Source organism: Sphingomonas sp. GW821-FHT10F09, from assembly GCF_058809195.1.
This window is the reverse complement of the sequence record NZ_JBXASI010000001.1, coordinates 319,003-332,544: the sequence shown is the minus strand read 5'-3', so window position 1 is coordinate 332,544 and position 13,542 is coordinate 319,003. Positions and strand designations below refer to the sequence as shown.

13 protein-coding genes are annotated in these 13,542 nt (G+C 69.6%); 7 read left to right on the top strand and 6 right to left on the bottom strand.

The features are described from left to right. The first annotated feature begins 22 nt into the window (after positions 1 to 22). Together AC1RTO_RS01460 and AC1RTO_RS01455 are read left to right on the top strand one after the other, a co-directional pair. A complete protein-coding gene (locus AC1RTO_RS01460; protein WP_493159192.1) occupies positions 23 to 688 on the top strand; it encodes a TIGR02117 family protein in 666 nt (221 codons plus the stop codon). Continuing rightward, positions 679 to 1,467 (top strand): alpha/beta fold hydrolase, encoded by a 789-nt coding sequence (locus AC1RTO_RS01455; protein WP_493159191.1) that lies wholly within the window; start codon positions 679 to 681, stop codon positions 1,465 to 1,467. Before AC1RTO_RS01460 ends, AC1RTO_RS01455 begins: the two co-directional genes overlap by 10 nt. A gap of 129 nt (positions 1,468 to 1,596) precedes the next feature. Here the strand turns inward: AC1RTO_RS01455 and AC1RTO_RS01450 are convergent, their stop codons facing one another. Further along, the gene (locus tag AC1RTO_RS01450; RefSeq protein WP_493159190.1) at positions 1,597 to 1,875 is read right to left on the bottom strand and encodes a hypothetical protein; all 279 of its coding nucleotides are present in this window, start codon (positions 1,873 to 1,875) and stop codon (positions 1,597 to 1,599) included. Beyond that, entirely contained in the window at positions 1,875 to 2,849 is a 975-nt protein-coding gene (locus tag AC1RTO_RS01445; RefSeq protein WP_493159189.1) for a glycerophosphodiester phosphodiesterase, read from the bottom strand. Before AC1RTO_RS01445 ends, AC1RTO_RS01450 begins: the two co-directional genes overlap by 1 nt. Before the next feature lie 141 nt (positions 2,850 to 2,990). Between AC1RTO_RS01445 and AC1RTO_RS01440 the strand changes: the two genes are divergently transcribed. From AC1RTO_RS01440 to AC1RTO_RS01420, 5 genes are all read left to right on the top strand, one after another. Beyond that, entirely contained in the window at positions 2,991 to 3,530 is a 540-nt protein-coding gene (locus tag AC1RTO_RS01440) for a 2Fe-2S iron-sulfur cluster-binding protein (RefSeq protein WP_493159188.1), read from the top strand. Further along, positions 3,527 to 4,507, top strand: coding sequence for an FAD binding domain-containing protein (locus AC1RTO_RS01435; protein ID WP_493159187.1), 981 nt, complete (start codon positions 3,527 to 3,529; stop codon positions 4,505 to 4,507). The genes AC1RTO_RS01440 and AC1RTO_RS01435 overlap by 4 nt, the downstream gene beginning before the upstream one ends. A 2-nt stretch (positions 4,508 to 4,509) precedes the next feature. Then, the gene (locus tag AC1RTO_RS01430) at positions 4,510 to 6,744 is read left to right on the top strand and encodes a xanthine dehydrogenase family protein molybdopterin-binding subunit (protein ID WP_493159186.1); all 2,235 of its coding nucleotides are present in this window, start codon (positions 4,510 to 4,512) and stop codon (positions 6,742 to 6,744) included. 184 nt (positions 6,745 to 6,928) lie between these two features. Continuing rightward, complete coding sequence (locus AC1RTO_RS01425) at positions 6,929 to 7,852, top strand: XdhC family protein (RefSeq protein WP_493159185.1); 924 nt, start codon at positions 6,929 to 6,931, stop codon at positions 7,850 to 7,852. 3 nt (positions 7,853 to 7,855) lie between these two features. Next, positions 7,856 to 8,470, top strand: a complete 615-nt coding sequence (locus AC1RTO_RS01420; protein WP_493159184.1) for a nucleotidyltransferase family protein — start codon at positions 7,856 to 7,858, stop codon at positions 8,468 to 8,470. A 102-nt stretch (positions 8,471 to 8,572) separates the two neighbouring features. Here AC1RTO_RS01420 and AC1RTO_RS01415 read toward each other — a convergent pair whose 3' ends face one another. From AC1RTO_RS01415 to AC1RTO_RS01400, 4 genes are read right to left on the bottom strand one after another with little or no spacing between them, the layout of a single operon-like run. Further along, on the bottom strand, positions 8,573 to 9,778 hold the full coding sequence (locus tag AC1RTO_RS01415; RefSeq protein WP_493159183.1) for an ABC transporter permease: 1,206 nt from the start codon (positions 9,776 to 9,778) through the stop codon (positions 8,573 to 8,575). Then, complete coding sequence (locus tag AC1RTO_RS01410; protein ID WP_493160306.1) at positions 9,778 to 10,581, bottom strand: ABC transporter ATP-binding protein; 804 nt, start codon at positions 10,579 to 10,581, stop codon at positions 9,778 to 9,780. The genes AC1RTO_RS01415 and AC1RTO_RS01410 overlap by 1 nt, the downstream gene beginning before the upstream one ends. 35 nt (positions 10,582 to 10,616) lie before the next feature. Then, positions 10,617 to 12,002 (bottom strand): efflux RND transporter periplasmic adaptor subunit, encoded by a 1,386-nt coding sequence (locus AC1RTO_RS01405; RefSeq protein ID WP_493159182.1) that lies wholly within the window; start codon positions 12,000 to 12,002, stop codon positions 10,617 to 10,619. Next, the gene (locus tag AC1RTO_RS01400; protein ID WP_493159181.1) at positions 12,002 to 13,480 is read right to left on the bottom strand and encodes an efflux transporter outer membrane subunit; all 1,479 of its coding nucleotides are present in this window, start codon (positions 13,478 to 13,480) and stop codon (positions 12,002 to 12,004) included. The genes AC1RTO_RS01405 and AC1RTO_RS01400 overlap by 1 nt, the downstream gene beginning before the upstream one ends. Between the last annotated feature and the right edge of the window lie 62 nt (positions 13,481 to 13,542).

The window sequence follows — 13,542 nt, the reverse complement described above, 5'->3', positions numbered from 1 at the left end:
GATACCAAGTGATGCCCCTGCCATGATCCTGCTGCGCCGTTGCGTCCGCTGGCTGGGCCGGTGCGCGCTGGTGCTGGCGGTGCTGATCGGTGGCTATGGCGTCGCGGGCCTCGTCGGCGGCGCGCTGCCGGCGAATGCGGGCTGGCGGCCACCGGTGGAGGGCGTGCGCATCTATGTCGAATCGAACGGCATCCATGTCGGCATCGTCGTTCCGAAGGTCGCGGGCGGGGTCGACTGGCGCGGGATCGCACCGGGAGCGGACCTCGCCGATCCGCGTTATGCCGCTTATGACCATCTGGCGATCGGCTGGGGCGAACGCGCCTTCTTCCTCGATACGGCGACCTGGGCCGACCTCAAGCTGCGCACAGTGCTTGCCGCCGCGCGCGGCAGCGACGCAACGCTGCTGCACGTCGAGCATGTCCCCGCGCCCCGCCCGGACGGCGCCGTCCGCAGCATATTGCTACGCCCCGAGGAATATCGCCGCCTCGCCGCCTATATCCGCGCCAGCCTGTCGCCGTCGCGCGAACGCCACCGCGGCTATGGCGCCAACGACGCCTTCTACGCCGCGCGCGGCCATTATGACGCGATCCGCACCTGCAACGCCTGGGCGGGCGACGCCCTCCGCTACGCCGGCGTGCGCATCGGCCGATGGACGCCGTTTCCGGTGACGGTGCTGGCATGGTTCTAGACCGCCTCGCCGCCGGCCTTGCCCGCTGGCAGGATCGCGCGCCGCCGCATGCGCGGATCGGCACCGGCTTCCTCGCGCCGCCACCGCCGCCCAAGACGCTGGCGGCGAGCGAGGTGCCGCGCGTCGCCTGGATGCTGGCGACGCGCTGGCGCCACGCCGCGGCGCTGGCGGCGGTGCCGCGCGGGCGTGGCGGCGCGGTGATGATCCTGCCCGGGCTGTTCGACGCCGACGGATCGAGCCTCGTGCTGCGCCGTTTCCTCGAACGCGCCGGCTATCGCGCCGAAGGCTGGGGCCTCGGCCGCAACCTCGGCGTCAAGAGCGTCGGCGCGGATGCGGAACGGCTGATCGCGCGGGTCGCGGCGCTGCATGCGGAGGCGGGGCCGGTGATATTGGTCGGGATCAGCCTCGGCGGCATCCTTGCGCGGCTGGTCGCGCATCGCCGCCCGGAACTGGTCGCGCGCGTGGTGACGGTCAGCTCGCCCTATGCCGGCAGCGGCCGCGCCACCAACGTCTGGCGCGCGTTCGAATGGGCGACCGGCGAGCGCGTCGACGACCCCGCGGTGATCGCCCGCAGCGAAGCGATCGCCGCGCCGCTTCCCGTCCCCTGCACCGCGATCTGGAGCGCGCGCGACGGCTTCGTCAACGGCTTCATCTGCCACGACCCGACCGCCGAGGCGGTGGAGGTCAGCAGCGGCCATCTCGGCGTCCACATCCACCCCGAAGTGCTGATCGCGGTGGCGGCGGCACTCGCTGGCGATACCGTCGTGCAGGACCGCTAGCGCGGCTCGACGTTCGATCGGGCGGAGAATGTCCACCCACCATCCGTCATCCCCGCGCAGGGACGTCCCCAACCGGCAACGAAGCAGACAACCGGCGTACCCGGAAGAATGCCCCCCTCCGGCCCGCGTTCAATATCCGGCGCGATACCCCGAATATTCGCACGCGCGGCGGTCGTCGGGGTGCTTGCGGCATTGCTTCGCCGCTTCCTTGCGCTCGCGGCCTTCCTTCGCCTCCTGCTTGCGCATCTTGCGGCCGTAGTTGCGGTCCGCCTCCTCCTGACTGGTCGTCGTCCAGTCGACCGCCTTGCCGGCGACCTGGAACGGCGCCTTCACGATCGAGGCGGCGGTGTTGATGCAGCCGCCGGTGGCGAGCAGCAGGGGCAGACAGACGAGGGGGGCGATACGCATTACCGATGATCCTTGGCCGCATGGCGGGCTTCGACGCCGATTAGCGGGTAATCGGTGAAGAATCCGTCGATACCAAGGCGCAGCGCCGCATCGATCTCCCCGGCGACATCGCCATGCGCGTTCGGCGCATCCCCGCGGCGAAACCGCGCCGGCAGAAACGCATTTTCCGCGCGATACGTCCAGGGATGCACCCGCAGCCCCGCGGCATGTGCGTCCGCGACCAGCGACGTGGGCACCGCGCCCGCCCACAATTGCGCCTTGTCCGGCCCCAGCCCCCAGGCATAGCGCGCCACCTGCCGCAGCCCGTCGGGCGTCAGCATGTCCGCATAGGACGGCGCCGCGCCATCCGCCGGCGCCCCCTGCCCCGCCACCAGCTGGATCAGCCGCACGCTGGTGAGCGCGTGGATGCGCTGCAGGTTGGCGACCTCGAACGACTGGATGAACACCGGCGCATCCGCACTGTCCCACCCGGCCGCCTTCAGCGCGGCGACCAGGGGCACGTCGGTCGGATGGCCGATCCGCGCGAAATAGGTCGGATGCTTCGTTTCGGGATAGATGCCGACGTGCCGCCGCTGCGCCAGCGCGATGATCTCCGCCAGCGTCGGGATCGCGAACCGGCCGTCATAGGCGGCGTTGCCGGGCCGCAGCGCGGGCAGCCGCTCGCGCGCGCGCAGCGTCTTCAGTTCGGCGAGCGTGAAATCCTCGACGAACCAGTCGGTCAGCACCTGCCCGTCGATCGTCTTCGTCGTGCGGCGGTCGGCGAATTCGGGATGCGCGGCGACGTCGGTGGTGCCGCCGATCGCATTCTCGTGCCGCGCGACCAGCACGTCGTCCCTGGTCGGCACCAGATCGGGCTCGATGACGTCGGCGCCCTGATCGATCGCCAGTTCATAGGCGGCGAGCGTATGTTCGGGGCGCGATCCGCTCGCCCCGCGATGGGCGATGACGATTGGCGGGGACAGCGGCTTGGTCATGCCACGATCCTGCCCGGGCGCGGGCGCCGACGCCAGAGTCGCGGCAGTGAGAGCGATTCGCAAAGCGGAAACCATCATGGCCGAACGCGTTAGGGCATCGATCCTACACGGGCGAGACACCCGAATTTCGCGAGGCGGCGCATGCACTTCACCATCAACGGCACATCCTATGACGCGGACCCCGATATCCGCACCTCGCTGCTCGACCTGTGCCGCGAACACCTAGGCCTGACCGGCAGCAAGAAGGGCTGCGACCACGGCCAGTGCGGCGCCTGCACGATGCTGGTCAACGGCCGCCGCATCAACAGCTGCCTCAGCCTCGCGGTGATGCATCAGGACGATGAGATCACGACGATCGAGGGGCTCGGCACGCCCGACGACCTGCACGCGCTGCAATCCGCCTTCGTCCGCCACGACGGCTATCAGTGCGGCTATTGCACCCCGGGCCAGATCTGCTCCGCGGTCGGCATGCTCGACGAGGTGCGCAAGGGCTGGGCCAGCCACGTCACCGGCGATCTCGACGCACCGCGCTTCGACGACGAGGAGATTTCGGAGCGGATGAGCGGCAACCTGTGCCGTTGCGCCGCCTACCCCAATATCGTCGATGCGATCCGCGAGGTCGCCGAGGCCGAGGGCGTCGTCGACGTCGCGCTCCGTCACAAGGCGGAGGCCGGCGCATGAAGACCTTCACCTACGCCCGCGCGGACACCACAGACACCGCTGTCCGCGACGCCCACGTCTCCGGCGCCCGCTATATCGCCGGCGGTACCAATCTGCTCGACCTGATGAAATTGCAGGTCGAAACACCCGAGAAGCTGGTTGACATCAGCCGCCTGCCCTTGGCCGAGATCGAGGAGCGCGAGGATGGCGGCCTGACCATCGGTGCGCTCGTCCCCAATTCCGACCTCGCCGCCGACCCGCGCGTGATCGCGAAATACGAGGTGCTGAGCCGCGCACTGCTCGCCGGCGCGTCGGGGCAGCTCCGCAACAAGGCATCGACCGGCGGCAATTTGCTCCAGCGCACCCGCTGCTATTATTTCTACGACACCGCAATGGCGTGCAACAAGCGTGAGCCCGGCACCGGCTGTTCGGCGGTCGGCGGCTTCAACCGCGTGCTGGCGGTGCTCGGTACCTCCGACCAGTGTATCGCCACCCATCCAAGTGACATGGCGGTGGCGATGCGCGCGCTCGATGCGACGATCATCACGCAGACGTCGGACGGCGACAAGCGCCGCATCTCGATCCACGATTTCTACCGCCTGCCCGGCGACACTCCGAATATCGAGACCGTGCTCCAGCCGGGCGAACTCATCACCCATATCGAGCTGCCCGCGCCGCCGAAGGGCCGGCAGGTCTATCGCAAGGTCCGCGACCGCGCCTCCTATGCCTTCGCGCTGGTCTCGGTCGCCGGCGTCGTCAGCGTCGAGGACGGCAGGATCGCGAGCGCCGCGCTCGCCTTCGGCGGCCTCGGTCCGATGCCGTGGCGCAACCCGGCGGTCGAGGCCGCGCTGGTCGGGCAGGCCCCGTCCGACGCGGTGTTCGGCGCCGCCGCCGACGCGCTGCTGGCCGACGCCAAGGGCTATGGCTCGAACGATTTCAAGATTCCGCTCGCGCGGCGGGTCCTGATCGCCACGCTGCGCGATCTGACGGGAGAATAAGCATGTTTGGTTTCGGCAGCGGCGACACCAATTCGCTCACCATGAACAAGGCGCATCCCGACAGCCTGCTCGATACGGCGGCGCAGGACATCGTCGGCAAGCCCATCGACCGTATCGACGGCCCGAAGAAGGTGTCGGGCACCGCGACCTATGCCGCGGAATATTCGCTCGACAATCTCGCCTACGGCTATCTCGTCCGCGCCACCGTCGGTGCCGGCAAGATCATTTCGCTCGACGCGGAGCGGGCGAAGGCGATGCCCGGCGTCATCGACGTCGTCACCGATTACGCCAGCTTCATCCGCAACCCGCAGCAGGGCGGCGAAACCGCCGCGCCGACGCAAGGGGTGGAGAACGTCGCCTATCACGGCGAGATCATCGCGATCGTCATCGCCGAAAGCTACGAGGCCGCCCGCGACGCCGCGACGCAGATGACGGTCGAATATGCCCCCGCCGAAGGCCGCTACAGCTTCCTCGCGCATCGCGAGGAGGCGGAAAAGCCCGCCGCGCAGCAGATCCCGCCGCACCACAGCCAGGGCGACATCGACAAGGCGATGGCGGACGCCGCGCACCGGATCGACGTCACCTACACCACGCCCAGCCAGAATTCGGCGGCGATGGAGCCGCATGCCAGCCTTGCGGTGTGGGAAGACGGCGCGCTGACCTTGTACGGCGCCTATCAGATGCCCTCGTCGGACAAGCTGCAGCTCGCCAAGGCGCTCGGCGTGGCGGCGGACAAGGTCCGCATCGTCGCCGCCTATGTCGGTGGCGGCTTCGGGTCGAAGCTCGGCATCGCCCCCGAAAGCGTCGCCGCGGCGATTGCGGCCAAGCGTCTCGGCCGCCCGGTCAAGGCGGTGATGGCGCGCCAGCAGGTCTTCGACGCCACCGTCCGGCGCTCGAACACCGAACAAAGGCTGCGGCTCGGCGCCGATGCCGAGGGCAAATTGTCCGCGATCGGGCATGAGACGCTGGTGTCGAACCTGCCGGGCGAGGATTATTTCGAACCCGCCGGCGTCGCCACGCACTTCCTCTACGCGGGCGAGAACCGGCTCATCACCCACGACATCGTCCGGCTCGACTGGACGCTGGCGGGATCGATGCGCGCGCCCGGCGAAGCGGTCGGCCTGATCGCACTCGAAGGCGCGATGGACGAACTCGCGGAAGCGACGGGGATCGATCCGATCGAGCTGCGCCGCCGCAACGAGCCCGAGCAGGACCCTGAAAAGCAGGTGCCCTATTCGTCGCGCCTGCTCATCCCCTGCCTCGAAAAGGGCGCCGAATCGTTCGGCTGGTCGCGGCGCAAGCCGGCGGGCACCGACCGGCGCGGCGACTGGCTGTACGGCATCGGCGTCGCCTCCGCGACGCGGTCGAACATGCTTATCAAGTCCGCTGCCAAGGTATCCATCGACGGCCAGGGCAAGGCGATCGTCGAAACCGACATGACCGATATCGGCACCGGCACCTATACGATCCTCGGGCAGATCACCGCCGAACTGCTCGGCTTGCCGATCGAGGACGTGACGGTTCACCTTGGCGACACCGATGCGCCGCCGGGCGCGGGTTCGGGTGGATCGTGGGGCGCGGCCTCGTCGGGCACCTCGGTCTATCTCGCCTGCGAATTGCTCCGCGACAAGATCGCGAAGGCGATGAAGGTCGACGCAACCGGCCTGACGCTCAAGGACGGCCGCGCCATCGCCGACAACCGCAGCGTGCCGCTCGCCGAACTGGTCGGCGACGGGCTGGAGGCGACCGGCGAGGTCAGCCCGGGCAGCCAGGAAAAGACCTTCAACCAGGCGAGCTACGGCGCGCATTTCGCCGAGGTCGCGGTGCATGTCGTCACCGGTGAGGTGCGGGTGAAGCGGATGCTCGGCGTGTTCACCGCGGGCCGCATCCTCAACGAAAAGACCGCGCGCTCGCAATGCCTCGGCGGCATGACCTTCGGCATCGGTTGCGCGCTGACCGAGGAGCTGGTCCACGACCCCCGCAACGGCAAGATCGTCAACCGCGATCTGGGCGAATATCACGTCCCGGTGAACGCCGACGTGCCGCAGCTGGAGGTCGAATTCCTCCACGAACGCGACGTCCAGGCCAATCCGCTCCATGCCAAGGGGCTGGGCGAACTGGGCATCTGCGGTGCGGCGGCGGCGATCGGCAATGCGGTCTACAACGCCACCGGCGTCCGCGTCCGCCACTATCCGCTCACCCTCGACAAGCTGCTGGAGGGGCTGCCGGCGGTCTGACCGCATCCGCACCCGAACCGTTGCCCCGCGACCGGCGCACCCTACATCGGCGCCGTCCCGTTGCGGGCACGGATCGGGTGCGTTTCACCGGATCGCGCCGGTTCCGTCCGGATCAGCGTGCGCAGGTCCGGCGGAATGATGCCTGACAAGGCGTGACGGCGGGCATACTAAAGAAGAAGAGTTCATGGCCGAAAACGATTCCGTCCTCACCGCCGCCCGCAACTGGAAGGACGAACCGCTCGCCATCGCGACGGTCGTTTCCACGTGGGGCAGCGCCCCCCGGCCGAAGGGCAGCCATATGCTCGTCCACGCCGACGGCCGCTTCGAGGGCTCCGTCTCGGGCGGCTGCGTCGAGAGCGACATCCTGCAGACCGCCGCCGACGTCATCGCCGGCGCGCCGTTTCAGGTGAAGCATTACGGCGTCGCGGACGCTGCGGCATGGGAAGTCGGCCTGCCCTGCGGCGGCGAGATCGCGGTGATGGTGCAGCCCGTCTCCGCCGCGGGCTTTGACCCCGAACTGTTCGACCGCATCGCCGAGGCGCGCGACCATGGCGCGGCGCTCACCGTCACCACCGATCTCGCCACCGGCCACAGCGACCTCAGGCCGGCCGAAACGGGTGAGGTGTTCGTCAACCGCTATGACCCGCCCCGCCGGCTGCTGATCGTCGGCGCGGTCCAGATCGCGCAGGCGCTCGCCGCGCTGGCGACCACGCTCGGCATCGACACCACGGTCATCGATCCGCGCGCGCGCTTCCTCACCGACGAACGCTTCCCCGGCGTCACCCTCGATGATCGCTGGCCGGACGAGGCGATAGCGGCGCTCAGGCCCGGCCCCGCCACGGCGGTCGTCACGCTCAGCCACGACATCAAGATCGACGATCCCGCGCTGATCGCCGCGCTGGCGACCAACGCGCCGTATGTCGGCGCGCTCGGCAGCCGCCGCAGCCATGCCGCGCGCCGCGAACGCCTCGCCGCCGCCGGCCTGTCCGCGGAACAGATCGACCGGATCGACGCCCCCGTCGGCATCGACATCGGCGCGATCGGCCCGTCGGAGATCGCGCTGTCGATCGCCGCAGCGATGGTCGGGGCCTTCCATGATCGCGGCTAGGCCATGATCGCGGCCAGGGATTGCGTCCTGATCCTGCTCGCCGCCGGCCGCTCGCGCCGGATGGGCGACGTCGGCAGCAAGCTGGACGAACCCTTCCTCGGCCGCCCGCTCGGCCTCCACGTCGCGGTCGCGCTGGAGGACATGCCGTTCATGGAACGCGTCGCCGTCGTCGGACAGGCGGACTGCGACTATGCCGCACACGGCTACACGCTCGTCCATAACGACGATCCCCAGCTCGGCATGGGCCGGTCGGTGGCGCTCGGCGTCGATTGCGCGCGTGCACGCGGGGCGAAGGCGGTGGTCGTCGCGCTCGCCGACATGCCGCGCGTCACCGCGACGCATATCTACACGCTGCTCGACGCCGCCGAGGGCGAGGATGCGGTGGTCGCCTCCAGCGACGGCCGTTCCCCCAAGCCCCCCGCCGTCTTCGGCCGCGCCCGCTTCGACGCGCTGCTGCGGCTGGAGGGCGATGCCGGCGCGCGCGACATGGTGCGCGCGGGCAAGCACGTCGTGACGAACCCGGCGGAGCTGATCGACGTCGACACGCCCGAGGAACTCGAACGCCTGCGCCAACTGGTCAACGCGCCCGAGGCCTATACCCGGCGCCGGCGTATCTGACGCCCCCGCCGTTACCCTCCATCGCATCGCCGCCAGATACGAGACGATCAGGCGGCGATCGTTTCCGCCAGGGCGTTCAAGTCGTCCCGGTTACCGCCGCCGTCACTCGTGCCGCAGCGCGTCGATCGGGTTGAGCGCCGCCGCCCGCCGCGCCGGGAAATAGCCGAACACCACGCCGATCACCGCCGATATCGCAAAGGCGATCAGGTTGATCTGCGGATCGAACGTCCAGGGCACCTGCATCAGCGGCACCAGCGCGAGGATGACGCCCTGCGCGATGATGAGCCCGATCACCCCGCCCAGGCACGACAGCGCCACCGCCTCGACGAGGAACTGCAACAGCACCTCGCGCGCGACCGCGCCGATCGCGAGGCGGATGCCGATCTCTCGCGTCCGCTCGGTCACCGACACCAGCATGATGTTCATGATGCCGATCCCGCCGACGACGAGGCTGATCGCCGCCACCGCCGCGACGATGCGGGTCAGCAGCGTCGTCGTGCCGGTCAGCGTGTCGGAGATCTGCTTGGTGTCGAAGATGTTGAAATCGTCGTCGCGCGCCCCGGTCAGGTGCCGGCGCTCGCGCAGCAGGTCGGTGATCGCCGCCTGCACGTTGCTGGTCTGATAGTCGGTATCGACGCCGACCAGCATCAGCCGCACGTCGCGGTTGCCGGTGAAGCGGCGCTGCACGGTCTTGATCGGCATGACGACGACATCGTCCTGATCGCCGAAGCCGCCCTGCCCGCGCGTGCTCAATGCGCCGATCACGTCGCAGCTGATATTACCCAGCCGGATGCGCGCGCCGATCGGGTCACCGCCACGGAACAGGTTCTGACGCACGGTATTGCCGATCAGGCACACCGCCTTGCCCGCCTCCTGCTCCGCCGGGGTCCAGTAGCGCCCCGCCGTCAGCGGCCACGGCTGCACCGTCAGGAACGCGCTGGTCGTGCCGTTGATCGAGGTCGACCAGTTCGCGCCCTCGTAGATCGCGGTCGCCGACGCGCTCGCCTGCGGCGCGACCGCGGTGACGCCCGCGACCTGCTGCGCGATCGCCTCGACGTCCTCGGGCTTGAAATTGGGCGGCTGCGGCCCGCCGCCGCCCCGGCCGAAGCCCTGCCCGGGACGGATCTGCAGGATGTTGCTGCCGAGCGCGCTGATCTGCTGCTGCACCGCCGCCGTCGTCGCCTTGCCCAGCGTCACCATCGTGACGACCGCACCGACGCCGATGACGATGCCGAGGATGGTCAGGAACGACCGCAACAGATGCCGCCGGATCGACCGCAGCGCGAGGATGAGCGTGGTGCCGAGCATCAGGAAAGCCCCTCCTCTTTAGAGGAGGGGTTGGGGGTGGTGGATGTCTCACCGAGACCAACACCGGACTCCCCCACCCCAACCCCTCCCCTGAAGGGGAGGGGCTCGTCCGGCTCGGGCATCTCGCCCGGCCGATGCTGCGCCTCGATCCGCTCGACCAGTCCGTCCTTGAAATGGATCACGGTCCGCGCGAACGCCGCCATGTCGGGTTCGTGCGTCACCATCAGCACGGTGATGTTGCTGTTCTGGTTGAGGTCGGTCAGCAATTCCATGATCTCGATCGACCGCTCGCTGTCCAGATTGCCCGTCGGCTCGTCCGCCAGCAGCACGTCGGGCTGCGTCACGATCGCCCGCGCGATGGCGACGCGCTGCTGCTGCCCGCCCGACAGCTCCGCCGGCGTGTGATCCCACCATTTGTCGAGCCCGACCTTGGCGAGCGCCGCCATGCCCAGCTCGCGCCGCGCCTTCTTGTCCTCGCCGCGATACAGCAGCGGCAGCTCGACATTCTCCAGCGCGCTCGTCCGGCTGAGCAGGTTGAACCCCTGGAAGACGAAGCCGAGATAGCGCCGCCGTAGCAACGCCCGCTGGTCGCGATCCAGCGCCTCGACATGATGGCCGCGGAACAGGAAGGTGCCCCCCGACGGCACGTCGAGGCAGCCGAGGATGTTCATCGTCGTCGACTTGCCCGACCCCGACGGCCCCATCACTGCGACGAAATCCCCCGCCTCGATGTCGAGGTCGACGCCCTTCAGCGCCTGGAACTGCGTCGCGCCCATGCCATACACCTTGGTGACGTTGCGCATCGTGATGAGCGGGTCAGCCACGGGCGTTCGCCGTCCTATTGTGCACCGGCCGCGCCCTGCTGTCGCCGCTGGCCGCCGGCCCGCCGCGCGCCGCCGGCCGCCGCATCGCTGCCGCTCGCCAGCTGCCCGGTGATGACCTGCTGCCCGGGCTTGAGGTCGCCGCCCAGCACCTCGGTCATCGTGCCGTTGCTGTCGCCGGTCGTCACCTGCACCGCCTGCGGCTTGCCCTCGGCATCCTTGACGTAGATCGTCTGGCTCGCGCCGCGGCCGAGCGTGGCGGTCCGCTCCGGCCGGTCGCGGCGCGGGCGGAAGGTCAGCGATCCCGCGATCCCGCCGCTCGATCCGCCCGCCGCACCCGCGGCGGTCGGCTTGAAGCGCAGCGCGGCATTCGGCACGAGCAGCACGTTCTGCCGGTCCGACGTCACGATATCCGCGGTCGCGGTCATGCCGGGGCGCAGCTGCAACGACGGATTGGCGACGGTCAGGTCGGCGGCATAGCTCACCACCTGTCCGGTCGTCGTCGTGGTCGTCGTCGTGGCGGTCGAGCTCGCCGAACTCACCGTCAGGTTCGACCCCAGGTCGACGCGGGTGATCTCGGCGGGGAAGGTCCGGCCCGGAAAGGCGTCGACGGTGAAGTTCGCCTTCTGCCCCACCTTGACCTCGCCGACGTCCGCCTCGTCGATCGCGACCTCCAGCTTCATCTTGCTGAGGTCCTCGGCGATGACGAACAGCGTCGGGGTGTTGAACGAGGCGGCGACGGTCGCGCCCGGATCGATCTGGCGCGCGAGCACGACGCCGTTGACCGGCGAGCGGATGATCGCGCGCGCGCGCTGCGTCTGGCTCTGCGCCAGCGCCGCCTGCGCCGCGGTGACGTTGGCCTGCGCGACCTTCAGCGCGGCGACGCTGCGCTGGTAGTCGGCGCGCCCCGCCTGCAATTCGGTCCCCGACGGCACCCGGCCGTTCGACAGCTTGTAGACCTCTTCCAGCCGCGCCAGCTGCGCCCGGCTCTCCGCCACCGTCGCCTGCGCCTGATTGACCTGCGCGCGGTTGGCGGCGATCTGCGCCTGTTGCTGGCGGATCTGGTCCTCGATCTGCTCGGGATCGATCAGCGCCAGCGGCTGGCCGGCGGTGACGCGGTCGTTGACGTCGACCACCACCTTGGTGACCAGCCCCGACAGCTGCGAACCCACCGTCACCTGATTGGTCGGCGCCAGCTTGCCGGTCGCCGACACGGTGACGGTCAGATTGCCCCGCTCCGCCGCCTGCGTCGAATAGCCGGCCTCCGCCTTCGGCCCGAAGCAGCTCTTGAGCAGCAGCGCGAGCAGCACCACGCCGATCGCGACGAACACCCATTTCAGGTAGCGCCGCCACGCCGGCACCGGCTTCACGCCGAGGAAATCGTCGATCTGTTCGTCGGCCATCAGCGGGTCTCTGCCACGGGAGTTTGCGCGCCGGTCGCGGGCGGCGCTTCGGGGGTGACGCTCGCATCCCAGCCGCCGCCGAGCGCATTGTAGAGCGCGATCAGCGCCGTCGCCTGATCCGATCGCGCCTGGACGAGGCCGTTGCGCGCGGACAGCAGCGCCGCCTCCTGCTGGTTGAGCGTCGTGAAATCGGTCAGGCCGCTGCGATACTGGCTGCGGCTGAGGATCGCCGACGCGCTGGCGGCGTCGAAGGCGATGCGGAACTGCGTCTCGCGCTGCCGCGCGGTGTCGAGCGCGACGATGGCATTCTCGACATCCTCCAGCGCGGTCAGCACTGTACCGCGATAGGTGGCGAACGCGGCATCGGCGGCGGCTTCGCTGGAGCGGACCTGACTGCGCAGCCGGCCGCCGTTGAAGATCGCCTGCGTCAGCCCGGCGAACAGGCCGCCGGTGATCGCATTGCCGATGTCGCCGATGCTGGTCGCATTGGTGTTGATGTTGCCGGTGATCGCCAGCGCCGGATAGAGCTGCGCCTTGGCGACGCCGATCTGCGCGGTCGCCGCGGCGAGCGTCCGTTCCGCCGCGCGGACGTCGGGGCGGCGGCGCAGCGTGTCGGCCGGAATGCCGACGCCGACCGTCGCCGGCCCCTTGGGGATCGGCTTCGCCGCCGCCAGCGCGGTGCGCAGCGCACCGGGCGCCTGCCCGGTCAGCACGCCCAGCCGCGCGACCGATGCCGCATATTGCTGCTCGATCTGCGGCACCGTCGCGGCGGTCTGCGCCCGCTGGCTGCGCGCCTGTTCGACGTCGACCGACGACACCAGCCCCGCCTGCACGCGGAAACCGGCGATCTCCAGATTGTCGTCCTGGATGCCGAGGCTGGCGCGCGCATTGGCGAGCTGCGCCTGATAGGCGCGGGCGAGCACGTAATTGCGCGCGACCTCGCTCTCGACCGTCAGCAGCACCGTCGCATAGTCGAACCCGCTCGCTTCATATTGCGCACGGCTCGCCTCGACCGTGCGGCGGATCTCGCCGAACAGGCCGACCTGATAGCTTGCCGACAGGCCGGCGGAAAAGTTGTTGGTGCCACCGCCGCCGGTGTCGACCACGGTGCCGTCGGGCAGCGTGAACGACCGTCCGCCGCCGCGCAGATTCTCGTTGCGCTGGTATCCGGCCGATCCCGACAGCGTCGGCAGCAACGTCGCGCGGCTCTGCACCAGCGCCTCGCGCGCCTGCCGCAACCGCGCCACCGCCTGCGCGACGTCGGTGTTGGCGACCCGCGCCTGCTCGACCAGCTGTCCCAGCACCGGATCGTCGAAGTTCGACCACCAGCGGGTCAGATCCTCCGGGCTCGCCTGCGCCGGCACCGAATAGCCGGCCGGGACGCCCAGTTCGGTCGCGCTTCTCGGACGATAATCGGGTCCGACGGTGCAGCCGGCCAGCGCAGCGGTGAACAGCAGGAGTGCGGGAACACGAACCATGGCGTGCTGTGTGGTCAACACACCCGACGGCGTCCAGCGATTTTGTGTCGCAATTTGTCTCG

What these genes read in the sequence shown, in the direction of transcription:
- AC1RTO_RS01460 (WP_493159192.1), top strand. Translation starts at nt 23, where the DNA reads ATGATCCTGCTGCGCCGTTGCGTCCGCTGGCTGGGCCGGTGCGCGCTG.
- AC1RTO_RS01455 (WP_493159191.1), top strand. Translation starts at nt 679, where the DNA reads ATGGTTCTAGACCGCCTCGCCGCCGGCCTTGCCCGCTGGCAGGATCGC.
- AC1RTO_RS01450 (WP_493159190.1), bottom strand. Translation starts at nt 1,875, where the DNA reads ATGCGTATCGCCCCCCTCGTCTGTCTGCCCCTGCTGCTCGCCACCGGC.
- AC1RTO_RS01445 (WP_493159189.1), bottom strand. Translation starts at nt 2,849, where the DNA reads ATGACCAAGCCGCTGTCCCCGCCAATCGTCATCGCCCATCGCGGGGCG.
- AC1RTO_RS01440 (WP_493159188.1), top strand. Translation starts at nt 2,991, where the DNA reads ATGCACTTCACCATCAACGGCACATCCTATGACGCGGACCCCGATATC.
- AC1RTO_RS01435 (WP_493159187.1), top strand. Translation starts at nt 3,527, where the DNA reads ATGAAGACCTTCACCTACGCCCGCGCGGACACCACAGACACCGCTGTC.
- AC1RTO_RS01430 (WP_493159186.1), top strand. Translation starts at nt 4,510, where the DNA reads ATGTTTGGTTTCGGCAGCGGCGACACCAATTCGCTCACCATGAACAAG.
- AC1RTO_RS01425 (WP_493159185.1), top strand. Translation starts at nt 6,929, where the DNA reads ATGGCCGAAAACGATTCCGTCCTCACCGCCGCCCGCAACTGGAAGGAC.
- AC1RTO_RS01420 (WP_493159184.1), top strand. Translation starts at nt 7,856, where the DNA reads ATGATCGCGGCCAGGGATTGCGTCCTGATCCTGCTCGCCGCCGGCCGC.
- AC1RTO_RS01415 (WP_493159183.1), bottom strand. Translation starts at nt 9,778, where the DNA reads ATGCTCGGCACCACGCTCATCCTCGCGCTGCGGTCGATCCGGCGGCAT.
- AC1RTO_RS01410 (WP_493160306.1), bottom strand. Translation starts at nt 10,581, where the DNA reads ATGCGCAACGTCACCAAGGTGTATGGCATGGGCGCGACGCAGTTCCAG.
- AC1RTO_RS01405 (WP_493159182.1), bottom strand. Translation starts at nt 12,002, where the DNA reads ATGGCCGACGAACAGATCGACGATTTCCTCGGCGTGAAGCCGGTGCCG.
- AC1RTO_RS01400 (WP_493159181.1), bottom strand. Translation starts at nt 13,480, where the DNA reads ATGGTTCGTGTTCCCGCACTCCTGCTGTTCACCGCTGCGCTGGCCGGC.